Source organism: Rhodococcus sp. IEGM 1381 (assembly GCF_030056795.1).
Taxonomy (GTDB): Bacteria; Actinomycetota; Actinomycetes; order Mycobacteriales; family Mycobacteriaceae; genus Rhodococcoides.
Map to the genome: position 1 here is coordinate 54,779 of NZ_JASHKQ010000001.1, position 22,620 is coordinate 77,398.

The 22,620-nt window shown below is 62.9% G+C and carries 20 protein-coding genes; 5 read left to right on the forward strand and 15 right to left on the reverse strand.

The genetic code is table 11. The features are described from left to right. Positions 1-11 precede the first annotated feature (11 nt). Positions 12-1,475, forward strand: a complete 1,464-nt coding sequence (locus QM797_RS00275) for a dihydrolipoyl dehydrogenase family protein (protein ID WP_283273135.1) — start codon at positions 12-14, stop codon at positions 1,473-1,475. Here QM797_RS00275 and QM797_RS00280 read toward each other — a convergent pair. The 4 genes from QM797_RS00280 to QM797_RS00295 form a co-directional block, all read right to left on the reverse strand. Continuing rightward, positions 1,447-2,058, reverse strand: a complete 612-nt coding sequence (locus QM797_RS00280; RefSeq protein WP_283273136.1) for a CDP-alcohol phosphatidyltransferase family protein — start codon at positions 2,056-2,058, stop codon at positions 1,447-1,449. The two genes, QM797_RS00275 and QM797_RS00280, sit on opposite strands and share 29 nt — an antisense overlap. After that, positions 2,055-2,723 carry a TVP38/TMEM64 family protein gene (locus tag QM797_RS00285; protein ID WP_283273137.1) on the reverse strand — a complete coding sequence of 223 codons (669 nt, stop codon included), beginning with the start codon at positions 2,721-2,723 and terminating at the stop codon, positions 2,055-2,057. The genes QM797_RS00280 and QM797_RS00285 overlap by 4 nt, the downstream gene beginning before the upstream one ends. 158 nt (positions 2,724-2,881) lie before the next feature. Continuing rightward, on the reverse strand, positions 2,882-3,352 hold the full coding sequence (locus QM797_RS00290; RefSeq protein WP_283273138.1) for a hypothetical protein: 471 nt from the start codon (positions 3,350-3,352) through the stop codon (positions 2,882-2,884). A gap of 13 nt (positions 3,353-3,365) precedes the next feature. Then, entirely contained in the window at positions 3,366-4,025 is a 660-nt protein-coding gene (locus QM797_RS00295; protein WP_283273139.1) for a hypothetical protein, read from the reverse strand. A gap of 160 nt (positions 4,026-4,185) precedes the next feature. Here QM797_RS00295 and QM797_RS00300 point away from each other — a divergent pair, with 160 nt between their 5' ends. The 4 genes from QM797_RS00300 to QM797_RS00315 are packed head-to-tail and all read left to right on the forward strand — an operon-like array spanning position 4,186 to position 8,076. Further along, positions 4,186-5,424, forward strand: coding sequence for an ABC transporter substrate-binding protein (locus QM797_RS00300; RefSeq protein WP_283273140.1), 1,239 nt, complete (start codon positions 4,186-4,188; stop codon positions 5,422-5,424). Beyond that, positions 5,421-6,260, forward strand: a complete 840-nt coding sequence (locus QM797_RS00305; protein WP_283273141.1) for an ABC transporter permease — start codon at positions 5,421-5,423, stop codon at positions 6,258-6,260. Before QM797_RS00300 ends, QM797_RS00305 begins: the two co-directional genes overlap by 4 nt. Beyond that, positions 6,257-7,045: an ABC transporter permease gene (locus QM797_RS00310; protein WP_283273142.1), complete on the forward strand. Its 789-nt coding sequence runs from the start codon at positions 6,257-6,259 to the stop codon at positions 7,043-7,045. Before QM797_RS00305 ends, QM797_RS00310 begins: the two co-directional genes overlap by 4 nt. Beyond that, positions 7,042-8,076 carry an ABC transporter ATP-binding protein gene (locus QM797_RS00315; RefSeq protein ID WP_283273143.1) on the forward strand — a complete coding sequence of 345 codons (1,035 nt, stop codon included), beginning with the start codon at positions 7,042-7,044 and terminating at the stop codon, positions 8,074-8,076. The genes QM797_RS00310 and QM797_RS00315 overlap by 4 nt, the downstream gene beginning before the upstream one ends. Before the next feature lie 781 nt (positions 8,077-8,857). On the opposite strand, the gene QM797_RS00320 is transcribed toward QM797_RS00315, so the two are convergent. From QM797_RS00320 to QM797_RS00370, 11 genes are all read right to left on the reverse strand, one after another. Further along, entirely contained in the window at positions 8,858-9,877 is a 1,020-nt protein-coding gene (locus QM797_RS00320; RefSeq protein ID WP_283273144.1) for an SGNH/GDSL hydrolase family protein, read from the reverse strand. A 440-nt stretch (positions 9,878-10,317) separates the two neighbouring features. After that, complete coding sequence (locus QM797_RS00325; protein WP_283273145.1) at positions 10,318-10,563, reverse strand: DUF3263 domain-containing protein; 246 nt, start codon at positions 10,561-10,563, stop codon at positions 10,318-10,320. A 76-nt stretch (positions 10,564-10,639) separates the two neighbouring features. Continuing rightward, the gene (locus QM797_RS00330) at positions 10,640-12,223 is read right to left on the reverse strand and encodes a GMC oxidoreductase (RefSeq protein WP_283273146.1); all 1,584 of its coding nucleotides are present in this window, start codon (positions 12,221-12,223) and stop codon (positions 10,640-10,642) included. Positions 12,224-12,281: 58 nt separating this feature from the next. Beyond that, a complete protein-coding gene (locus tag QM797_RS00335; protein ID WP_283273147.1) occupies positions 12,282-14,069 on the reverse strand; it encodes a thiamine pyrophosphate-binding protein in 1,788 nt (595 codons plus the stop codon). Positions 14,070-14,117: 48 nt separating this feature from the next. Then, positions 14,118-14,783 carry a ThuA domain-containing protein gene (locus QM797_RS00340; RefSeq protein ID WP_283273148.1) on the reverse strand — a complete coding sequence of 222 codons (666 nt, stop codon included), beginning with the start codon at positions 14,781-14,783 and terminating at the stop codon, positions 14,118-14,120. 35 nt (positions 14,784-14,818) lie between these two features. Continuing rightward, the gene (locus tag QM797_RS00345) at positions 14,819-16,174 is read right to left on the reverse strand and encodes an MFS transporter (RefSeq protein ID WP_349307174.1); all 1,356 of its coding nucleotides are present in this window, start codon (positions 16,172-16,174) and stop codon (positions 14,819-14,821) included. Positions 16,175-16,340: 166 nt separating this feature from the next. Next, positions 16,341-17,861: a PucR family transcriptional regulator gene (locus QM797_RS00350; protein WP_283273150.1), complete on the reverse strand. Its 1,521-nt coding sequence runs from the start codon at positions 17,859-17,861 to the stop codon at positions 16,341-16,343. Between the two features lie 69 nt (positions 17,862-17,930). Continuing rightward, entirely contained in the window at positions 17,931-19,346 is a 1,416-nt protein-coding gene (locus QM797_RS00355; protein WP_283275215.1) for an aspartate ammonia-lyase, read from the reverse strand. Then, entirely contained in the window at positions 19,346-20,668 is a 1,323-nt protein-coding gene (gene hisD / locus QM797_RS00360) for a histidinol dehydrogenase (RefSeq protein ID WP_283273151.1), read from the reverse strand. Before hisD ends, QM797_RS00355 begins: the two co-directional genes overlap by 1 nt. Positions 20,669-20,927: 259 nt before the next feature. Next, on the reverse strand, positions 20,928-21,554 hold the full coding sequence (locus QM797_RS00365) for a uridine kinase family protein (RefSeq protein WP_283273152.1): 627 nt from the start codon (positions 21,552-21,554) through the stop codon (positions 20,928-20,930). 17 nt (positions 21,555-21,571) lie between these two features. After that, positions 21,572-22,576, reverse strand: a complete 1,005-nt coding sequence (locus tag QM797_RS00370; RefSeq protein WP_283273153.1) for a glycoside hydrolase family 3 N-terminal domain-containing protein — start codon at positions 22,574-22,576, stop codon at positions 21,572-21,574. Between the last annotated feature and the right edge of the window lie 44 nt (positions 22,577-22,620).

A 22,620-nucleotide genomic window follows, 5' to 3' on the forward strand; every position in this document is an offset into this window, starting at 1 on the left:
TAGTGGGAGGTATGGGAATTCGTCGTTCGTCTTCCAGTGTGCCCGACAACCGTGCCGACGTGGTCGTGGTGGGCGGCGGCACCGCAGGCATCGTGGCAGCGAAGACCGCGGCCAGCTTCGGCATTCGCGTCGTGTTGATCGAGCGGGACCGCACCGGCGGCGACTGCCTGTGGACGGGATGCGTGCCGTCGAAAGCGCTGCTCGCGGCGGCTTCGGTGGCACAGACGGTTCGATCCGCGTCCCGGTTCGGCATCGTCACCCAGCCACCGAGCGTGGATTTCGCGCTCGTGATGCAGCATGTACACAGTGCGATCGCCGAGATCGCGCCGATCGATTCACCGGAGGCCCTGACCGAGGCCGGGGTCCATGTGATCCACGGCGACGCAGTCTTCTCCGGTCCGAACACCGTTTCCGTCGGTACGCGGACGCTCTGTTTCGGCCAGGCGATCGTGACCGCCGGAGCCCATCCGACGGTGCCGGCGATCGACGGCATCGAGCACGTGGACTACTTGACCAGCGACACCGTGTGGGATCTGAAGGACTTGCCGCAGCGACTGCTGATCGTCGGTGCCGGGTCGGCGGGTTGTGAAATGGCGCAGGCATTTTCGCGTCTCGGGTCGGATGTGACTCTGGTCGGGCGGTCGGCCACGATCCTGCCGCGCGAGGATGAAACGGCGACCTCGATTCTGACGCAGGCACTGACAGACGAGGGTGTGCGCGTCCTGACCTCCACCGCCGTCGTGCGCATCGAGGACGGCACGGCCGTGACCGACACGGGCGTAGACATCGCATTCGATCGGGTGCTCGTCGCCACCGGGCGGACTCCGCGTACCGCGTCCCTCTGCTTGGACACGGCCGGTGTGGAATTGGACGACAACGTGTTCGTTCAAGTCGACGAGCATCTGCGGACCACCAATCCCCGCATCTGGGCGGCCGGAGATCTCACCGGACATCCGCAGTTCACGCACACCGCCGGTGTGCACGGCAGTCTGGCCGCGAGCAACGCGGCACTCGGTCTGAACCGAAAGGTGAGTATGACGGGAACGCCACGGGTGACGTTCACCGATCCCGAGATCGCCTCGGCCGGAATCGATATGCGGACCGCGAGGGAGCGCGGTTTGCGGCTGCAGATGCTCGAGCACCATCACGTCGATCGTGCCGTCACCGAGGGGGCAACAAACGGATCGACGACGCTCGTGCTCGACGCCAAGCGGCGCATCGTCGGAGCCTGCGTGGTGGGACCGCGGGCCGGCGAGACGATCGGGGAGCTGATCATCGCCATCGAGCAGGGCCTGCGTACCCGAGATCTCGCCGGAGCCACGCATCCGTATCCGACGTACAACGACGGGCCATGGAACGCGGCGATAGCGGACGTGAAGTCGCAGTTGGGTTCTCCGGTGATTTCTCGAGCAACCGCCGCACTGGCGAAGGTGCGCGGTGCGTGGATCAGGAGAGCGCGCGATACCCGGCGATGATCCGTTGGGTGGAGCTCACCGCGACCACCGCCGCCCAGACCACCGCGATCTGCCATGAGATACCGGGCAGCAGCAGCCACAGACTGTGTACTGCAATGGTTTCGGCTCCCTCGGCCAGTCCTCCGAGGAAGGACAGCGAGCGGCCGTCGTCGATGGTGCGGCCGTTGCGTTCGGCGATGGAGGAGAACGCCAGAAACGCGGTGCCGTTGATGTAGTACGCCAACAGCACCAGCAGAAACGGCCACCACGGGGCGTCGTACGCGGCCGAGGCACCCACCGCGACGCCCACCACGGTGGTGCCGTACACCACGAAATCGGCGGTGATGTCGAAGAATCCGCCTGCCCCAGCGGTTGTCGACCGCCTGCGCGCCAGCGGCCCGTCCAGGCCGTCGGCGATGCGGGAGACGATCCACAACGCCAACGCGAGCAGCCAGAACTGCAGGCCGGCGGCCAGTGCGCTACCGAGGCCGAGCACCAGTCCAGCGGCGGTGATCCGGTCCGGGGTGATCGCGGGGCGGTCGAGGGCGCGAGCACAGCGATCGAGTGGAGCTTCGAGGTGGCGGCGCAGATAGCTGTCGATCATTCGGCAGCTCCGGTCAATCCGAGACGTCGCGCCAACAGAGCCGAGCCGGCCGCGATCGCCAGGACGGCGAGCAGTGCGATGGCGAAAGGCCACGACAGCGGAGACGTTCCGTACGCCCCGAGCGCGGTGTAGGCGACGGTCGCGGGCACGATGCCGATCATGGTGCCCACCACATAGTCACGTTGCCCCACGGCACTGACTCCGGCCGCGTAGTTGACCAAGGAGAACGGCAGCGGCACCAGACGCACGAGCAGTACCGACAGCAATCCGCGTCGTCCGAGCATGGCGTCGAGCCGGCGGAGCCTGTCCCATTCCGTTCGGGCCACCTGGCCGCGTCCCAGCGCCCGCGCTCCCCAATACCCGAGATAGGCCCCCATCGTGGCGGCGAACACCACGACGGTCGCGCCCACCGCCAATCCGAACAGCAGTCCCGACGCGATGGTCAACGTGCTGGCGGGGAACGGGGTGGCAGACAGGACGGCATAGAGCACGACGAACAGCGCGATGCCCCACGGCCCGGCCGACGCCACTCGGTCACGGATGAACGCCGGGTCGGGTAGGTCGACGGTACCGAGCACGATCACCACAGCGATGACGACCACGGCAGCCGCGAGCAATTTCAGGGTGGTGCCTCGGCGACTACGCGTCGGGCGGTCCTGCGTCACGGTGTGTGCCTCTCGTCCGGCGGTCAGGATCCATTGTGCACAAGTTCGTCCCCGAGTTCCCTGGGCGGGCGATCCGCACTCCGCCATTCGGCAGCAGCGCTTCGAGTGATGTGCAGTCGTCGGTCCCGTGGGGTGGGACAGCTCCTCGCAGCTCTCCGTTACATCTGGATGACCCAGATGTAGGCTCGAGCATTCGATTCTGGGACGGAAGTCGTTACGGCACTGAGAAACCCGTGTCCCGTCACCCGAGACGCGCAATACGTGAGAGCAGCCTGCGAATCCGGAAGGTATTCCGTCGGCGTCTGCTTGAATTCGTAGCTGTTTCTGGGCTCACACAACGTCAGCCCCGAAGCCCGTCGGAGCTCCTCGGCCCGTGCAGCCGAACTCGACTCGACTATCAAATACGCCGAAGAATCAGGAAACGAGCTGAACACCTCGGAGTACAAGATCGTGTCGTCATCTGTCAGGTCCAAACCGAGGTTCACTGCCATCGACGCAGCGGCCTGACGCTCCGACCGCTCGGATATCGAACGATAGAGCGGTGGAACGCAAAGCCCGAGAGCCACAACCACGACGACGACTGCCGCGAGGCTCCACATCCGCCGCGGACGTCCACGAAGCCAGGTCATAGCGATGATCCGATCACGGGGGCCGGACGGGCACTGACCGCACGATGGGTTGTCGCCGTGACGGCCACGTTCCAGTGCGAAAAGTAGCCATCATCTGCTGCTCGACAGCGCTTCGGTGAGTTCGGTCGTCCTGCCAGAGGGTGAAGAGGTCGCCAGCGGACGAGATCGTGCGGATACCAGGAAGCGTGGGATCGTTCGACGGCTCGTTGATGGGCCAGTTCTTCAACCAATTGGCGGCAAGTACCGGGTGCAGCAATCCGTCCACCGTCCGCGAACTGACCACGCGTGTGAGGACGTTGATCGCCGCCTGCCAGCGGTTGATCGACGGCAATCCCAGCGGCAGGAGCATGTCCCAGCGGCCTTGTTCCCGGGACTCTCGCGTGACGGTGCCTGCGACGTCGATCATGTGCCGACCGACTCTGTCGTCGAGTTCTCGCTCCCACACGGCGCGTTCCCGCTCGATCGCACTACGGAACACCTCCAACTCGACCAGTCCTGATCGGGGTCCGGCTTCTCCGAGCGGGTACGCACACAGGTCGATAAGCAGGTTGTCGCGCAGATCCCGCGCCACCGACCGATGCGCCGGCCGGGACTGGAGCTGTTGGGCCTCCGCTACCGTGACCACACCCGCGAGCAGGAACCAATCGATCTCTCTGGGTTCTCTGAGCATCACCGAAGCAGTCTCTCACCGAATCGGACAACGACCGGAAGCCCAACGCGAGGAACAACGCCATCCGCTCCGGGCTCCCGTCGTCGGCGGATGCCCTCTTCGACCGATTACGGTGGTGAACGCAGCGTCTTACGTCTGTTCCCGTGAACCAGGAGGCCGTCCGTTGAAGTTTCGCTCCTTACGGCGCGCAGTAACGATTGCGGCGAGCGCGGGGCTGCTGCTCACCTCCTGTGCTGCGCCGGATTCGGAAGCACCGATTGCCGAGGCGCAGTCCTGGAGCGAGATCCAACAGCAGGCGCAGGGGCAGACCGTCTCGCTGTGGATGTACGGCGGCGACGAGCAGGGCAATGCGTATGTCGACGACGTGCTCACACCTGCTGCCGCCGCGGAAGGCGTCACTCTGAGACGTGTGCCGGTCGAATCGACCACCGATGCCGTCAACCGCATCCTGTCCGAGCGACAGGCCGGGGTCACCGACGGCGAAGTGGACCTGGTGTGGGTCAACGGCGCGAACTTCGGCACCGGTAAGCAGGCCGGCGCGTGGCTGTGCGGCTGGACGCAGAATCTGCCGAACAGGGAATTGACCGATCCCGAGGATCCGCTGTTGCTCGACGACTTCGGCACCCCGGTCGAGAACTGCGAATCCCCCTGGTTCAAAGCACAATTCACGTTGGTCTACAACGCGGCGGCGATCCCGAACCCGCCGACCACCTTCGAGGGCGTCCTCGACTGGGCGAAGGCAAACCCCGGCCGCTTCACCTACCCCGCTCCCCCGGACTTCACCGGCTCGGTGTTCGTGCGTGAGGCGTTGATCAATGCCTCCGGCGGCGTCGACGAGGTTCCCGCGCAGTTCGATCAGGACTCCTACGACCGACTCGCCCCGGCATTGTTCGATCAGTTGAACGAACTCGCCCCATCACTGTGGCGCGAGGGAACGACGTATCCGCAGTCTTCCTCCGAGCTCGACGCCCTCTACGCCGGCGGTCAGGTCGACATGACCATGACGTACGGCCCCGCGACCCTCCCGAAACTCGTCGCCGACGGCACCTTCCGGCCGGAGACCCGCGTCCTGACTCTGGACGAGGGAACCGTCGGGAATGCGAGTTTCCTTGCCATTCCGTCGACGTCGGGGAAGTCGGCCGCGGCACAGGTGGTTGCCAATCTCGCGCTGTCGCCAGAGCAACAACTCGCGACGTCGACGCCGGACGTGTGGGGTCAGTTCACCGTGCTCGATCTCGACAAGGTGCCTGCCGATGTTCGGGCGCGATTCGACGGTCTGGCACCGTCGGATGTCGTCCCCTCCTACGACGAGCTGTCGGCCAATGCTCACCCCGAGCTCTCGGCCGACTGGGTGTCGCCACTCGACGAGGGTTGGCGACGAAGCGTGCTCGCCGGGCAGTGAGCGCGTCCACGAAGAGCTTTCGCGGCACTGCGGCGGTGCTCCCCGCCGTCGTCTTGGTCGTTCTGGTCGTCGGCGGCGGTCTGGGAACCGTGGTGCTGCAGAGCCTGGGTCTGATGCCATTGGTCGGAACCCCCGAATTGTCGGTCGACGCATACTCCGCGCTGGGCGGTGACCTGTGGCGCTCGGTAATGCTGACACTGTCGATTGCCATCGTCTCGACGGCGTTGGCCACGGTGATCGGGCTTGCCGCGGCGCTGACGGCCTTGTCTGGTGGACGCGCCGCGCTGGTCGCTGCAGGCTTGACGGTCACGGTGCCGCACCTGATCGGGGCCGCGGCGATGGCATTGCTATTGGCAGATTCAGGGATGCTGCCTCGTATTCTCGGCATGACCGACGGTGGCTGGCCGGAGTTGGTGGGTGGACGGTGGTGGATCGCCGTCGTCGCCGAATATGCCTGGAAGGAATCGGCTTTCGTGGCCGTCGTGGTGGCGGGAACACTCGCCACCCGAGTAGCCGCTTTCGACGAGACGGCCGCCACCCTGGGCGCAGGCCGGTGGGCTCGGCTGCGACTGGTCACGCTGCCGTTGGCTCGGCCCGCGCTGATCGCCTCGGCGGCCATCGCGTTCGCCTACACCGTCGGATCGTACGAGGTGGCCCGCATTCTGGGTCGACCGTATCCGGAGCCGTTGTCGGTGATGGCAATTCGTCTGTTCACCTCGATCGATCTCGAGACGCGACCACAGGCAGCAGCTGCCGCGACGATCGCCACCGCTCTGACGGTGGTCGTGGCCGCGGCGGCACTGCACTATCTGCGCAGATCGGCAGCGTGGAAATGAACAAGGTGGAAGTGAACAAGGTCCTTCCTGCCGTCGGCAGGTCCGTTCTGGTCCTGTGGTTCCTACTGCCGCTGATTCCGGTTGTCTTGTGGGCCCTCAGCAATCGCTGGTCGTTTCCCGGTTCGGTTCCCCAGGAATGGGGATTCGACGGCGTCCGCAGCGCCCTCGACGCCGGGGGTGCCGATGCGTTCGTGCGATCGACCATACTCGCTCTCGCCGTCGCCGCCATCGCAACACCATTGGGCGCGTTGGCCGCTCGCGCACTGGTGAACGGTACTGTGCGCTTCCCCGCTTTCGTAGCTGCGGTCCTCTTCGCTCCGCTGGCCCTGCCCCCGTTTGCCGTGGCCTTGGGGCTCGATGTCCTGGTGCTGCGCTCACGCATTCCGAGCACGGTGGCGGTGATCGCATTGCTGACCGTTGCGGCCATTCCATATACGACGTATCTGATGCGAGTGGCATTCGGCGCGTACGACATCGGCTACGAGCAAGAAGCGCGAACGCTCGGCGCGTCGAGTGCCATGGTTCTGCGGCGGATTCGCATTCCGCTGTTGGCTCCGGCGTTGGCGGGTGCGGCGTTGCTCGCGTTCCTCGTGGCGTGGAGCGACTATGTGATCACCCTGCTGATCGGTGGAGGCAGACTGGTCACCGTGCCCATTCTCGTCGCCTCGTTCGCTGCCGGGACCGGTAACGATTCGGTGGTGGCTGCATTGTCGGTCGCCGCCGTCGTACCGCCGTTGTTACTGGTGCTCATGCTGGCCCGGTTGCGTCGTAGGAGTGCCCGATGAGCGTCGAACTGTCCGTACACGGACTCACGAAAGTCCATGCCGGTCAATTGGTTGCGGCACTCGACTCACTGGGTCTCACCGTGCCGCCGGGGTCGTGCACGGCGATTCTCGGGCCGTCGGGCTCGGGCAAGAGCACTGCACTGCGGCTCATTGCCGGCCTCGATTCACCCACCGCCGGCACGGTGCGCATCGACGGCCGCGAGGTGAACGGTGTTGCGGCCGAGAACCGCGGGGTCGGGATGGTGTTCCAGCGTCCGATGTTGTTCCCGCACATGTCGGTACTCGACAACATTGGCTTCGCCTACCGCGCTGCCGGGGAGAGTCGCAAGCGGTCGCGCGAACGTGCCCGGGAGTACCTCGACCTGGTCCATCTCGGTGACATCGGGGGCCGAGCAGTGTCCGAAGTGTCGGGCGGGCAGGCGCAACGCGTGGCGTTGGCGCGCTCGCTTGCTGGTTCCCCGCGAGTGTTGTTGCTGGACGAGCCCTTCAGCGCCCTGGACCCGGTGTTGCGCACCGAGATGCACGATCTGGTGCGCGAATTGCGAGCCTCACTGGATCAGACTCTGCTGCTCGTCACCCACGACCAGCAGGAAGCGGCGGTGCTGGCCGATTCGGTGGCGGTGCTCATCGACGGCCGATTAGAGCATCACTCCGATATCGCGACGGCGTACACGCGACCGAGCACGCTGGCAGTGTCGCGACTGATGGGTGGGATGAACGAAATCGAGGGTCGGTGGGATGGGGTTGGGGTTCATCGCTCCGAGCTCGGGGAGCTGGAGGTCGAGGGGGTCACTGGAATTGCGGCGGGGCCAGCGGTGTTGCTGCTGCGACATGAGCTGATCAGTCTGAATGACAACGGGATTCGTGGGGTTGTGTCTGGTTTGCGGCCGACCGGATTTCGCAGCATCGCCGATGTCACCGTGGGATCGACAGTTCTGAAGGTGGAGCTGGCGGCGGGATCTGCGGTGCGGGTCGGGGACGCCGTGGGGTTTGAGATTCCGGATGGGGCGAGGTTTGTTGTCACGGGTTGAGGATGTGACTGTTCACAGTTCTCGCGCTCCGGGATCCGGCTGTAGTGCCCACATCACCCAACCTATTCAAACTGCAAATACCGCACCGTCAAGAGATCTTGACGCGAGTACTCGGTCGTCGACGCGGGTCTGGTTCGCGCCGCGAGGCCGTGAAGTCGATTGTTTGACGCTCAGGCGACGACCGTTCCACCGACCATGCCGGCGTCGCGTCGAACTTGAACCTTCTCACCAACGGTGCGCCCGGATTTCGTGTCAAGTCGAGTATCAGTCATGAGGTATCGAAACAGATCACTCACCCACGCGAGGTGTGTAAAGGAACTGAGAGGAATCCGTTGCCTACGCGACAGATCCGCTGCGTAACACCGAACGTTCCGACGTGACTGGCAGATCGTTCGGGGCTTCCCACTGTCCTCCGGCGGGAGAGGAGCGCGATCGCGGCGCACAGCAGTATTGACCAGCTCAGGCCACGCCCCCCGCCCGCGTCGAGGCAGTCATGCACACCGTGGTGCTCTTCAGGCACCTCGCAGCAATCTCACCGCCGACCCGGCCCCTATTCTCCTCCACTAACTTCCGAGCCCCCCGTGGGACCCGGACCCGAACCGACACCATGTGGATTGGAGTCCAGCGTCGTGTGGATCCAGTTGTGTCACCTTGTGTCATCGAGTCCCAGCCTGGGACCACCGTGAATCCATCTGTTCGACGACGTACTGCGGTGGATGAACTATTTCGATACGCATTGAGCCCGATCAAATCGCTCTTGATGGTGGGCAACCAGCACGCCCTATCGCATAGCCTCGTCCGTGACCCAATCAGCGATCAGCTGATTCGTTTTCGTGGTGAAGTGAACGCTTCCCGCGAACACGTAGCTCTGGTCAGCGCCTGAAGACACGAGCGTGGTGGAATCGCAATAGTCTTGGTCAACCTCCCGGCATGCGTCTTCGTTCACGCCGTGTTGGAAGCCATATCGGTCTTGATTATCGATAAGATTGTCGATGAACGCTCCGGTGTCCATCACCGACACACCCGTTAAGTTCTCCACCCGACTGGTGAGTTGCTTGTTGTAAGCATCGGTCAGAGTCCGAATATAAGTGCGAGCAGCTGCGGTCTTGAACCACGGTGCCTGATCGAGGTCGTACAGTTCGAATACCATGAGGTGTTTCGCGCCGTTGGCGATGATGGTCTCTGCTGTATCTGCAGCGTCGTCTGCTGCCGCTTCCACTCGGGTGATCTCCAGCCGCATCTGGTCTGAGTCTGGATCCTCGTCGGCTCGCAGTTGTTCGGCGAGTGGACTTTTGGACGGATCGTAATGGTAAGCGACGTCGTTGGTGCCGACGAACAAGGTCACCAGTTGATCGGGTGCGAATGACTTCCGTTGCGCTAGATAGTGATCGACCTGGACTGCGGTGGACCATGGCGCACCTTCGGGGTTGTTCGACACTGATGAGTACGGGGCGTTGGCCCGAGCTCCACCTTGCGCGTAGTTCAGGCCGCCGGGGCCCTCGAGCGGAGGAATTCCTTGGTAGACGGTGTCGATGTCATCGACATGAACGTTTGGACCCGTTGGCTGGCCGAGCCGCTCGGAAACGATCTGCGCCCAGCTGAGTCCAGGATTGGTCGTGAATCTGAATCCGTAGGTGCCGGCATCTGTCAGGCTGTCACCGAAGAACACTGCTTCACGAACCGTGGTCTGATCGCTGGCAGCGGTGGGTGCACTCTCGGTCGGTTTCGTGGTCCCACTGCATGCCGTGGCGGCAAACATCGCGGTAGCTATGAGCACAATGGATTTGAGCTTGATGGTCATTGTTGTTCCGATCTCTTGTGTCTGTGCGATCGCACCTCGGGTGCCGAACATCGAGATGCCTCTCTCCAGCGGTGCAGTTCGTTGTCGGTGCGCTGTGAAATTGGGCGAAGCGGTGGGGATGGCCTCTTCGTGTGGTGGCTACGTAACTGACCCAAATGCTGAGAACGCGGCCTTGTCTGCGAGGTGGATTGTGTTCGTCGAATAGTCGACAACTGCTACGGAGGCTGCACTCTCACCGCATTTTCGATGTGTACGGTCCAGTCGCATTCCTCGACGTGTACGGACCGTGTCAGTGCTCTGACTTCACAGACTCCGAGCATCGATCCTGCCTAGGGATGCGCGAATTCTTCGTTTGCCTCGCGTCGGCTGCTGAAGCGTGCATCAACGATCGGTCGCCTGTACGCGTGATGTCTGCGGCGGCGTCTGAGATTGGGGCGCGTTCACATCAGTGTCTGAGTTCGGCTGTGGCGATTTGCAAGTCGGTACCGGCAGAGTTGCTGCAGTTGTTCGAACAGTCTCTCCTCGAATCGTTCCGGTTCTTTGCCGAGGAGGGTGGACAACCGCTCGAAGTATGTCACCGGTGTGATACCGAAAGTGACGAAGATTTCTTCGTCGGGACCGCCACCGAAGTCGACCCAACGCCGTGCAAATCTCTCAATTGTGTCGTTCTGGTCCCGTTTGTCCATTCGCCTGTTCCCTTTCGTAGAGGGGAGGGCTGAGACCCGGTATGGATCTCAGCCCTCTGTCGACGTGGTTTCGTGCTCAGTGAGTTGCGGCGACGATGCTAGGAGCGACTCTCAACGCATTGGCTGCGATGGTCAGTGCCGGGTTGAGTGCGGCGGATGACGGGAAGAACGAGCCATCCACCATCCACAGGTTCTCGACATCGTGGCTGCGGCAGTTCGCGTCGAGGACGCTCCTCGATGGGTCATGGCCGGCAACTGCGGTGCCGCACATGTGGGAGTTGGTCTCGATTCCCATGCGTTGCGTGAGCACGATCGGGTAGCCGGCTTTGCGCACCGCTTTGGTCACGCGTTCGACGAGTTCGCGGTGTGGTTCGACGTTGTTCGGTCGCCAGTTGACGAAGATCTTGTCGCCCGAAACAGTTACCTGACTGTCCAGTCGTGGAAGATCTTCGGTGGTCAAATAGATGTCGAGGCTGCGTTGCGTGGCCATCTCGAGTGCCCACATGGGTGCCCATGATCGTGCACTCTTGATCATGGCTCCCTGCAGCTTACCGAGCATCTGCAGGTTTCCGAGCGGGTATTCGTTGTCGGGACCTGCGGCGTACCAGTCGTTGAGACCGAGGGTCTTCTGCCATGCTGTCGTGTTCTTACGGCGGGGATCGATCCCGATGAAAAACGTGCTGTTGTGCACCATGTAGTTCCGGCCCAAGAGCCCGGACGAGTTGCCCAGTCCGTCCGGATGCTGGTCTGTCGCCGACCGAAGCAACAGCGCGGCGGAGTTGACTGCCCCTGCCGACACGACGAATTGCTTGGCTTCGATGCGAATCGCCCGGCCGTGCAAGTCCGCCTCGGCGGCGACGATCGTTCTGCCGTCGGTGGATGTGAGCAACCGAGTGATCTTCGCTTCGATCAGCAGGCGGACATTCTTCGCTTCCAACGCCGGCCGGAGGACTCGATTCTCGGCCTCACTCTTGACATCGGATTCGGATGGAGTGCCATCGGAGGCGGTAGATGCTCGACGCTGTGCCTCGGTATCGAGATTCATTCCGTTCGGGGTGTGAAAAGGGTGCAGTCCCTGCTTCTTCAGCGAATCGGCGAATCTCTCGATCGTCGGCTCGTGCTCCAACGGTGGATGCGGGTACGGCTCCGAGTGCACCGGTTCCGTCGGATCTTCATCGGTAGTTCCGTGTACCTGGAACAGCTTCTCCGCTTGTACGTAGAACGGCTCGAGATCGTCGTAAGTGAACGGCCACGCCGGTGACGTGCCGTCATGATGGATGATCTCGCCGAAATCCTGACGGCGGAACCGCGGCAGGCTTGCACCGTAGAACTTGGTGTTGCCTCCGACCCAGTAATAGGTACCGGGGTGGAACGGCTCACCGGTGCGTGCATCGAACCACGGTTCCGCTGTTTTGTAGCGACCGTGAATGTGCATCTCTTCCGGCATCGAGTTCTCGGGTTCGCGCGGGAGGAACTTGCCGCGCTCGACGACGAGAACGTCGAGTCCCGATTCGCGAAGCGCGTAGGCCAGCGTCGATCCGCCCATCCCTGAACCGACAACGACGACATCGGCAGTGACCGTGTCGATTCCGGATGCGTCGACTACCGCACCGTCACGCAGCGGCGCATACCGGTCGATCGGTCGTGATGTGAGTGTCATGCTTTGCTTCACCTCTTCGATATGAAAATGAGCGGTTCGGGACTGTGCGGTTCTTCGATCAGAGGTGCTGTTCTTTCGCCCGGAATTCCTGGTATTCGCCCTGACGCTCGTCGTCGATGTAGGACGGGATCGGGAAGTCCCACCAGCCCGGGACCCACGGACCGGCTGCGTCGCGGTCGGTGGGTATTTCGATCAGTGCCGGAGCATTACTGTCGAACGCTTTCTGGTAGGTCGCTTCCAGATCGGCAGGACTTTCGACCTTGAACGATTCGAGCCCGAATGCCTGTCCGAGAGCTTTGAAGTCGGGGCTGTACGGCGTGCCATCTGGACGGTTGAACTCGGTGCCGATGTGGCGGCTGGTCTGCTTTCGCTGGCCACCGCGGATGGACATGAACCCGGAGTTGTCCTGCACGACGAACACGACCGGGATCTCGTGTGTCACGCAGATGCCGATTTCCTGTGCAGTCATCAGGAAGTCGCCGTCCCCGAGTACACAGGCGACCTGCCGGTCGGGAGCTGCGAGCTTGGCACCCATTGCGGCCGGAACTGCCCAGCCCATGGACGAGAAACCGCCCGAGGTCAGGTGCGTACGCGGCTGGTAGACGGGGAACGTCTGCTTGACGGCCCCCTGGGTGTTGCCCGATCCGGCGATGATGATTCCATCGCGGTCCATGACGTTGCGGAGTGCACCGAGGGGGCGCTGCGAGGTGAACGGGTAGCGATCGGAATCGCGACGCCCTGCGAGCTTGGCTTCCCATTCCTCTTTGAGCGATGCGAGCTCGGCGAGGTACTCACTGCGATCGGGCCGCGCAGACGGCAGCGAGGCGACGATACCGGCTACCGCGGGCTTGGCGTCGGCGACGATGCCGACCTCGGCCGGGTAGTTCTTGCCGATCTCGTGCGGATCGATGTCGATATGTACGAGCTTGGCCGGCGGGATCGAAAAGGTCACGCCCTGTGCGTAACTCGACGACGACCAGTCGGTGAAGCGACACCCGATCGAGATGACCACGTCGGCCTTGGAGGCAATTGCGTTGCCGACGATGGTTCCGGTCTGACCGACGCTGCCGGCGAACAGTTCGTGATCCTCGGGGAAGGCACCCTTGCCGTTCCAGGTCGTGACCACCGGGATGGACCAGTTCTCGGCGAGTGCAAGAACGTCGTCGAAGGCGTTCGAGGTGATCGCACCGCCACCGACGACGATGACGGGCCGGCGGGATTCGTTCAGAACCGATACGGCCTGCTCGATGGCCCGTGGGTCGGGGTGTGACACTCCCACCGGCAGTCGACGTTTCAGGTCGTGCAGCGAGACCTCGGCGGACTCGGCCTGTACGTCCATCGGGACTTCGATGTGGGCAGGACCGGGCCGTCCCGTGAGCATGGTGCTGAACGCGCGGTGCATGATGAACGGCAGTTCTTCGACACGGGTCGCGACCCAACTCCGCTTCGAGACGGCGTCGGTGACCTGTGGGAAGCCGTTGTCGGTGTGGCGATCGAGTTCCTGGAGCAGTCCGTGGCCGCGCATGTGGGTCGGCGGGCCGCCGGTGATGCACAGCAGGCTCGTGGAGTCGGCGTATGCCGTGGCCAGGCCCAGGATGGTGTTTGCTGCGCCTGCACCGATGGAGGTCACTGCCGCCATCGGCTTACCGGACGCACGGTAGTAGCCGTCGGCGAGGTGGACTGCGCTCTGCTCGTGGAAGACCTGGACGAACGGGATTTCGGAGCCCTTTTCGAGGAAGGCGTCGGTCAGCGACCAGATGCCGTGCCCGGGAATGCCGGCAACGTGTTCGACTCCGTACTGCTTGAGGACCTGAGCGACCACTTGGCCGCCTGTGAGTTTGGGCATCGACTTTCCTTTTCTTCGATGGCGAGCTACTTGAATATCGGCTTCGGGTCAGTGCGCGGAACGAGCGGCGTACTGGAGGCCTTGCTTGGTGAGAAGACGCACGTTCGGGTCCTGCAGGTTGCCGGGGTCGTGTCCGACCGAGTGGTAGAACACCCGGCCCTGTCCCCAATTGCGAACCCAGGCAACGGGACTGCGGTGTCCTTCGAGCCACGGTAGGTGTTCCCCGCTGAACGTCGTCTCGGCAAGCACGTGGTTGTTCGGGTTGACGTGCATGTAGTACTGCTCCGAGGCAACCTCGAAGTTCTCCACTCCTGCTGTAACCGGGTGCTCGCGATCGGTGATCGTCACCGTGTACGGCTGCGGATATGCCTCACCGGCGGGATGCTCGATGAAGTCGCCGCCAAGGAGAAAGTGGTATTTGAGACTCGCTCGGAAAGCGGCCGCCGCACCGTGCCAGGCCGCAATTCCAGTGCCCGACTCGACCGCCTTCAACAGGCTGTTCTCCTGAGCATCGCTGAGGTCCTCGGTAGTGAGCGCGTTGTTCCAACCGAGAACGATCAGGTCGTATCCGGTGAGATCCCCGTCGAGCTTGAAGATGTCCTGCGTCTCTTCGACGTCATAATCGAGTTCGTCGAACACACCCCGCGCCCACTCGGCGATCTCGTACGGGTAGTGGCCGGGCCATCCTCCGTAGAGGTACAGAACCTTGGTCATCGTGAGGCCTTCCGTGTGTCGTTGGCAGTGCTGAACTAGCGAGAGGTCAAAGTCTCGACAGCGGTTTCTTCGCGGCGCAGGTATTTGGGCGCGGTCTTCATCAGGGCGGGTCCGAACAACGCAACCAGCACGAGCAGAACCGCCGGTAGTACGGGTACGAAACCGATACCGAACTTGTCGACGATGACGGTGATCGCGGCCGGTCCGACAAGCATTCCGCCGTAGCCCAGGGCGTTCACCAAGCCGATGTTGCGTCCGGCATTGGCCGGGTCACGTCGACCCGCGGCGGACAGCATCAGCGGTGCCATGCATGCCAGCCCCAGCCCCAGCATCGCAAAGCCAACCAGCGCGACGGTTGTGTTGCCGGCCAGCATCGCCGTCAGCGCGCCTGCCGAGCCGAGGACACCGCTACCTGCCAGTACGGTTCGTGATCCCACGGCCTCGGCCAGACGGTCGCCGAACAAACGACCGACGAACTGCGAACCCGAATACACCGTTACGGCGGTGGCTGCCATCGCTGCGGTCGTATCTATGTGGCGACGAAAGAATTCCTGGCCCCAGTCGATGACGGCACCCTCCGAAAGCTGTGATCCCAAAAGTAGGACTCCGAAACCGACCATGATGGCGAGAGTTGCTGTCGTCTTGGGGCTGCCGCTGTGCTCGCTGTTGTTCGATGGCTGTTGTTCGGCTTCCGGGGGTAGCAATTCGTCCTGGCCGAGCATCCACTTTCCGAACGCGGCGCCGAGAACGGACATCACCACACCCGTCGAGATGTACAGCACCGCTGGGTTATCGATGTAGTGCCTGGCGAACGCACTTCCGACTAGGCCGAGCAGGAAGCCGCCGGCCGGGTAGGCGGCGTGGAACGCGGACATGATCGGCCGGCCGTAGTACCGCTCGACCTGGACGCCGTGGGCGTTGACTGCCGTGTCTCCGGCCCCACGCAGCAAACCTACGAGTACGCCGAAGATCATTGCTACGGCCAGTCCGTCGAGAAAGGCAAGCGGGATGTAGATCAGGGGGTACAAGACGAGCGTGAACGTGGTGGTCACTCGGGGGCCGTAGCGGTCGATGAAGGGGCCGATTGCAAAGCACCCGACAGTTGCGCCGATACCGATTGACAGAGCCAGCAGCCCGAAGTTGCTATCGCCGCCTTCCCCGCCCCAACCGAGATGCTCGCGCAGTGGTGACGTGGACGTCGACCAGACGAGAATCATTGCACCGAGCTGGAAGAATCCGAAAAACGTTGCCAACCGTGCTTTTCGCAGTCGGGTGAGCCGAAACCGGGATGCTGGTTGTGATTGTTCGACAGTCATGGTGGTCCTTCGACAGGCCCCGCGGGGCGGTTCGTGGGCACTGGGCGGAGTGTGGCGATCCGGCGACAATCGCACGGGCCGATTCCGCTCATATGCTGCAGGTCACGTTACGAAGCTATTGACGCAACCAACAGAAACAGACTGTGCATGATTTCGAGAATTAATACACGCCATGGGCAAGTTCGGTGAACGCCACGTGACGGAGAGCCGGTGTTGCCTGCTCCGCTTCAGAGCATTTCGCTCACGGTCCGAAACGCGAGGCCGGGTCGCTGCCGAGTAGGTCCAGACCTTTGACTGCGAGGAGCAGGCGCTGCCGGGTGGCTGGTTCGTCCAGCGATCGCCCGAGCTGCGATGAGATGCGTTCGAGTCGGTTGTAGAGGGTGCGACGCTGAACGAACAGCGCGGCAGCGGCGTCGCTCTTGCGACCATCGCTGTCGAGGAAGGCACGTAACGTCGGCATGAGTTTGTTCGCGGCAGATGCGTCGAACGCAAGGATCGGGCCCAGCTCGTCGCGAACGAAATTCGCCAGTTCCGGGCCTTGCCCCAGGGCGACCAGGATTCGCTCGACGCCGAGTTCGTCGAAACGGAGTACGGGGCGGTTCGATAGTGACCTGGCCACCGTCGCTGCGCTCTGCGCTTGTGTGACCGCTACCGATACATTTTCCACCGGAACAGCTCTGCTGATTCCTCCGCCTGCCTGCGTGTGCGTCATCAGAGCGCGAACTTCGGAGCTGCCGAGCGCATGCTCGGGTAGGACGATGAGCGAGTAGTCGCCGAGATGAGCCGAGATATACGGAAGGCCCGGCCGCTCGCCGGGATGTTGACCGTCGTGGTTGAGCACCAGAACGACGACATTGCCGATCGACAGTTTGTACCCGACTTGCCGGGCGCGATCAGCGAATTCGGCGCCGGTGAGATCGCCGAGCATGAGGCGGGTGATCAGCGCAGTGCTGCGTTGATCATCCCGAGCTTCTTTGGTTCGGTCGGTCAACAGTGAGACGGCGACCGTCGTCGCAGCTCGGTCTGCTGCGAACCGGTCGAGCTCGGTCGCTGTCCGATCTCCGTTGAACAGCAAGTGAATCCAGCCCCATGGCTGACCACGCATGGAGACCGTCCGGCGAAGGCAGAGATCGTCGTCGTCATGATGTAACTCGCGCGAGTGCAGTTCCCAGGAGTCCACCATGTGGTTGACGCCCTGAGATTTTCCCAGGTACGCCACCACTTGATGCACGATGTTCTCGAGCACGACCGATGCCCCCGTCACCCGAGCCAACTCACGCACTATGGCCAGATGGTCCGCACCCTGAAGAAGAAGCTCCGAGAACTCGGCCTCGATCTCGCGTTCGCGAGTAAGCGTGTGAACACGGATCTGGGTGAGGACCTCGTGCACTTTTGCCGATACCTGGGCAAAGGCGATCTCACGGGAGAGGGCGACGAGCGGGAGATCGAATTTTGCGGCTTCGTCGATCGCGGCGAGCGGAACGGACTCGAAAATCCTTCCAGATTCTTCGACGACCAGAGCTGCGGCACCGGCCGTAGCAATGTCTCGAATATATTGCCGCTGTGACTCGTCCGTCTCGCCGAGACCGGTGCCGGCAGTCAGCAGAAGTTCACCTCCGGACAAGTATCGAGCGATGTCGGTCAGTTCGGAGGCATGTACCCACCGCACCTCTCGGGAGAGGTGCCCCGCCCCCGTCAGAACGCGCACACCTGCACCGTCGAACGGCTCCAGGTCCAGCACGGAAGCCACGGTCAATATCATGGCTCGACCCTAGGGCATCTGCGTCCGGGCTGGAGTCGACGTGAAGGGCGGAGCACCCGCAGCGACACGCTACGACGTTGCCGTCGCCGGTAACGGCGGTATTCCATGGACGAGATTGGCCGGAGACAACACCGCAGTGAGCTGTTCCTCGGTGAGAAGGTCGTTCGCAAGAACGAGCTCTGTCACAGTCTTGCCGCTGGCCAATGCCTGCGCCGCAATGTCTGTCGCCGCCCGGTAGCCGATATAGGGGTTGAGAGCGGTCACGACGCCGATAGAAGCCTCGACCATCGCTCGCATTCTGTCGACGTCGGCTTCGATTCCGTCGATGCACTTCGAGGCAAGCACACGGCACGCACGGTCGAGCAGTTCGATGGACTCGAACAAGCAATGCGCGATCACTGGTTCGAAAGCGTTGAGCTGCAGCTGTCCACCCTCAGCGGCCATCGTCACCGTCAAGTCGTTACCGATGACCCGGAAGGCGACCTGGTTGACCATCTCCGGGATGACAGGATTGACTTTTCCGGGCATGATCGACGACCCGGCCTGCACACTCGGGAGCTTGATCTCGCCGAATCCTGCTCGCGGTCCTGAAGACAGCAACCTCAGGTCGTTGCAAATTTTGGACATCTTGACGGCGGTGCGCTTGAGGACTCCGGACAACTGGACGAAGACACCGACATCTTGGGTCGCTTCGACCAGATTGGATGCGGTCACCACGTCGAATCCGGTGATCTGCCTCAGGTGTGCGGTGACGGCCTCGGCGTACATCGGATGCGCGTTGAGTCCGGTTCCGATGGCGGTACCGCCGAGATTGATCTCCGAAATCAGCAGCGCAGACTCCGCCAGGCGGTCGATGTCCTCACCGAGCATCGAACTCCAGGCGCCGAACTCCTGGCCCAACGTCATCGGCACGGCGTCCTGTAACTGCGTGCGTCCGACCTTGAGCACGGTCGAGAACTCGTCCGACTTGACCGCGAGAGATTCGACGAGCTCAGTCAACCCTCCGCGAAGGCCCGCCATTGCGGCCTGCAAGCCCACCTTGATCGCCGTCGGGTACACGTCGTTGGTGCTCTGGCCGAGGTTGACGTGATCGATCGGCGACAGACGATCGTAGCGACCGCGCGGGAGATCGAGTAGTTCCAGTGCGCGATTCGCGATGACCTCGTTGGCGTTCATGTTCGTCGAAGTTCCTGCCCCGCCTTGAAGGACATCGACGACGAAATGGTCGTGAAACTTGCCGTCTCTAATCTCCGTGCAGGCCGAGTCGATCGCGCGTGCGATGTCATCGGGCATCAACGCCAGCTCGTGGTTCGCCCTGGCGGCAGCCTGCTTCACTGCCGCCAGCGCGTGTATCAGTTCCGGATGCACCGAGATCGGAATCCCGGTGATCGGAAAGTTTTCGATCGCACGCACGGTATGCACGCCGTAGAGAACATCGTCGGCCACGTCGCGATCGCCCAGTAGGTCGTGTTCGACTCGACTGATCATTCGGCAGCTGTGCGAACAGGCAGTGTCGCCCAATCGAGCGTGCCCCCACCGAATTTGGCTGCGCGGAGGTCGCCACTTCTGGCATGTCCCTCGAACTTCTCCAACCGGGACAGGCGAGCTGCGATTTCACCGATTTGTGCGCTGGCTGCAGGGTCGCGCACTTCCTGGTACGTGAGGGTCTTGAGAAATTTCCCGACCCACAGCCCGCCGGTGTAGCGTGCCGCCCCGAGCGTGGGCAGCACGTGGTTCGTTCCGATCACTTTGTCTCCGTAGGGAACACAGGTTCCTTCACCAAGAAAAAGTGCGCCGTAGTTGCGCATCGCGTCGAGAGCGCGCCGGGGTTCTTCGGTCAAGATCTGTACGTGCTCGGAGGCGAACCTGTCCGCGAGTGCGTACGCGTCCTCGATGGTGTCGGTGATATGCACCTGCCCGTGGTCGCGCCATGCGGGGCCGGCGATCGCGTTGGTCTGTAAGCCCGGAAGAAGATCCTCGATGTGCTCGAGCGCTGCTCTGCCGACCGATTCCGAGTTGGTGATCAATATGCAGGGCGAGTCCGGACCGTGCTCGGCCTGACTGAGTAGGTCGACGGCGATCGTGAACGGATCGGCCGAGTCGTCCGCGACGATCAGGGTTTCTGTCGGCCCGGCGAACAGATCGATGCCGACTTCGCCGAACAGCTGGCGCTTCGCCTCCGCCACATATGCGTTTCCGGGGCCGGTGAGAATGTCGACTGCATCGATCGTTTCGGTACCGAGGGCGAGCGCTGCCACAGCTTGCACTCCGCCGAGAACGTAGATCTCGTCAGCTCCGGCCAAATGCATGGCAGCAACACTGACTGGAGGCGGCGTGCCGTCGTTCGGTGGAGTAGTGGCGGCGACTCTCTCGACACCGGCGACCTTGGCCGTCAACACGGTCATGTGAGCCGATGCGGTCAGCGGGTAACGTCCACCGGGGACGTACGCGCCCGATGCGCTCACCGGGACATTGCGCTGCCCGAGGAAGACTCCGGGGATCGTCTCGACCTCGAAGTCCTGGATCGAATCACGCTGGTGGCGAGCGAAACCGCCGATCTGCTTCTGTGCGAACCGGATGTCGTCGAGAACCGTCTCCGGTACCGACGAGACGATATTTCTGATCTCGTCCTCGGACAGACGGAACGACGCTGGTCCCCATTTGTCGAACTTCTCGGAGTATCGGCTCACCGCATCGTCACCGTTGGCGCGGATGTCGGCGATAACTCCGGCAACGATGTCGACAACGGCCGGGTTGCTGGTGCGGCCGGCGGGTTCCCCCGTTGCAGCTTTCATGACTAACGACATCGACAGGCTCCTTCTTCGTAACTCTCCGACCCGGACCACTTGGAACCTCGGTGCGGAGTCGAGACGGGCCGGGCACCGGGGCTCTTGATCCGGAAGTGCAACCATCGTGTCAACTGAGCGATAGGGACCACAGATACAGAATGGGAACAGTCACCGCCTTATCCGCGACAGAACGTGTAGTTTTTGAGGTGCGGGTGATCTGAGGGGCGTCTGTAACCGCCGACATGCCGGAATCGACAGTCCGTTGTGGGGTGCGCACTCACCGAGGTGAGGAGTCGACAACGATGTCGGCATGAATCCACGGTCGGTCCAGGGCGAGGAAACGCTCCTCGGCGGTCAGCCACGAGCTGACGAACTCCGAGTCCTCCGGCTTGCCCGAGCTACTCCCGCGCGTGTTCAGACGCCGACGTGCGGTATCGGTATCGACCTCCACCCAGATACTGATGTCGATCAGATCAGCGAGTTCGGCGCGCGCAGTGCCCACGCCCTCGAGCAGCACCATCGAGGTGCCGGCCGGAACATCGATGGTGCCCGGCCGGTTGTGTTCGGCCCACGCGCTCGGTCGCCACGAGACCGGAGCCCCGAATTGGTGCAGCGGTTCGAGCAGGTTCGTTCTGGCCAGCTGTGCCCAGTCGAAGAACGACTGATTCCAGGCGATGTCGTCGGACGCGACGACGGCCACGTTTCGAGACAGGGCGGCCATGGTGGCGGCCAGGGTCGATTTGCCGGAACCGCTGCGTCCGTCGATGGCCACCAGGGCGGGGCGATTGCGAACGTGTGCGGTCAGGCGGCGCAGTACTTCGACAAGCAGGTGAGGTTGCTCTGCTTGTCGGTGGACTCGTTTCGGAATGTGTGTCCGGTTCTTCTCACTGTCTCCTGTCGACACCTTCAAGCCCCTCGCAGTCAGCTCGGACGTCGCCGAGTCGCCAGGGCACGAACCCTGGCGGCTGAGGCCGAGACAGTGCCTGCGAAGGCCTCGTCGACTGCCACTTCGGCTTCCAGACGCTCGGCGACCTGAGTCATCTCCTCGGGCCCGGACACCAACAGTAGGTCCACCCCGGCTCGGACCGCGGCGAGCGCTGTCTCCGGCACGGATCTACCCATCCTTGTGCCCGGTGCACCGAGATCGTCACCGATGATCACACCGTCGAACCCGAGCTCGGTGCGCAGCAGCGCGATCACCGCCCTGGACGTCGTGGCCGGCTCTGTGGCGTCTATGTCGAGAACCGGTACCGGACCCACCATCACCGCCGCAGTTCCTGCCGCGATGCAGTCGCGAAACGGTTCCAACGAGTCCGTCGTCCATTCGCCTTTCGGTACTTCGGCAAGGTCGAGGGCAGGATCGGCGGTGACGACGGGAAACCCTGGAAAATGCTTTACCGCTGTTGCAATCCCGGCTCGACGAGCCCCGGACACGAATGCCGCAGCGAGGGAACCGATCCGGTCGTAGTCGGCTGTCAGTGTTCGCCCGTTCAGCCACGGATTGTGTCCACTGAGCCGATCGAGGACCGGCGCGAGAAGCATTCCGACACCCAGTCGGTCGGCCTCCGTCGACATCTGGAAACTCTTGCGCTCGAATGTCGCCACGTCGTCACCGGGTGCGATGTCGAGCGCGGGCACCAGCGCGTGCAACCGTCGAATTCCCCACGGTTCCTGATCGACTGCAATGAGAACGTCACTCTCGCCCGCTGCGGCGCGGATGCTTCTGATCGTGTTCTTCAGACCGGTCCGGGTTTCGCTGCTGCGGCGTTCCTCGGACATGGTTCTGGCGACGTACTCCGAGCGGGACTCCCCCAGAATGACGGCCTGCACGCCAGAAGCTATGCCGTCACACAACCACTGCGGGGCATCGACGGAGTCGACGACGGGAAAGAGCAACGCGTAGACGTCTCGGGACGAGCCATTCATGGTGATCTCCATCTTCGGTGTGATCGACCGAGTTCGAGCCACGG

Coding starts and splice junctions, on each gene's coding strand:
- QM797_RS00275 (WP_283273135.1), top strand. CDS start 12: ATGGGAATTCGTCGTTCGTCTTCCAGTGTGCCCGACAACCGTGCCGAC.
- hisD (WP_283273151.1), bottom strand. CDS start 20,668: ATGTCGTTAGTCATGAAAGCTGCAACGGGGGAACCCGCCGGCCGCACC.
- QM797_RS00370 (WP_283273153.1), bottom strand. CDS start 22,576: ATGAATGGCTCGTCCCGAGACGTCTACGCGTTGCTCTTTCCCGTCGTC.
- QM797_RS00330 (WP_283273146.1), bottom strand. CDS start 12,223: ATGACACTCACATCACGACCGATCGACCGGTATGCGCCGCTGCGTGAC.
- QM797_RS00340 (WP_283273148.1), bottom strand. CDS start 14,783: ATGACCAAGGTTCTGTACCTCTACGGAGGATGGCCCGGCCACTACCCG.
- QM797_RS00350 (WP_283273150.1), bottom strand. CDS start 17,861: ATGATATTGACCGTGGCTTCCGTGCTGGACCTGGAGCCGTTCGACGGT.
- QM797_RS00335 (WP_283273147.1), bottom strand. CDS start 14,069: ATGCCCAAACTCACAGGCGGCCAAGTGGTCGCTCAGGTCCTCAAGCAG.
- QM797_RS00310 (WP_283273142.1), top strand. CDS start 6,257: ATGAACAAGGTGGAAGTGAACAAGGTCCTTCCTGCCGTCGGCAGGTCC.
- QM797_RS00280 (WP_283273136.1), bottom strand. CDS start 2,058: ATGATCGACAGCTATCTGCGCCGCCACCTCGAAGCTCCACTCGATCGC.
- QM797_RS00315 (WP_283273143.1), top strand. CDS start 7,042: ATGAGCGTCGAACTGTCCGTACACGGACTCACGAAAGTCCATGCCGGT.
- QM797_RS00320 (WP_283273144.1), bottom strand. CDS start 9,877: ATGACCATCAAGCTCAAATCCATTGTGCTCATAGCTACCGCGATGTTT.
- QM797_RS00290 (WP_283273138.1), bottom strand. CDS start 3,352: ATGACCTGGCTTCGTGGACGTCCGCGGCGGATGTGGAGCCTCGCGGCA.
- QM797_RS00325 (WP_283273145.1), bottom strand. CDS start 10,563: ATGGACAAACGGGACCAGAACGACACAATTGAGAGATTTGCACGGCGT.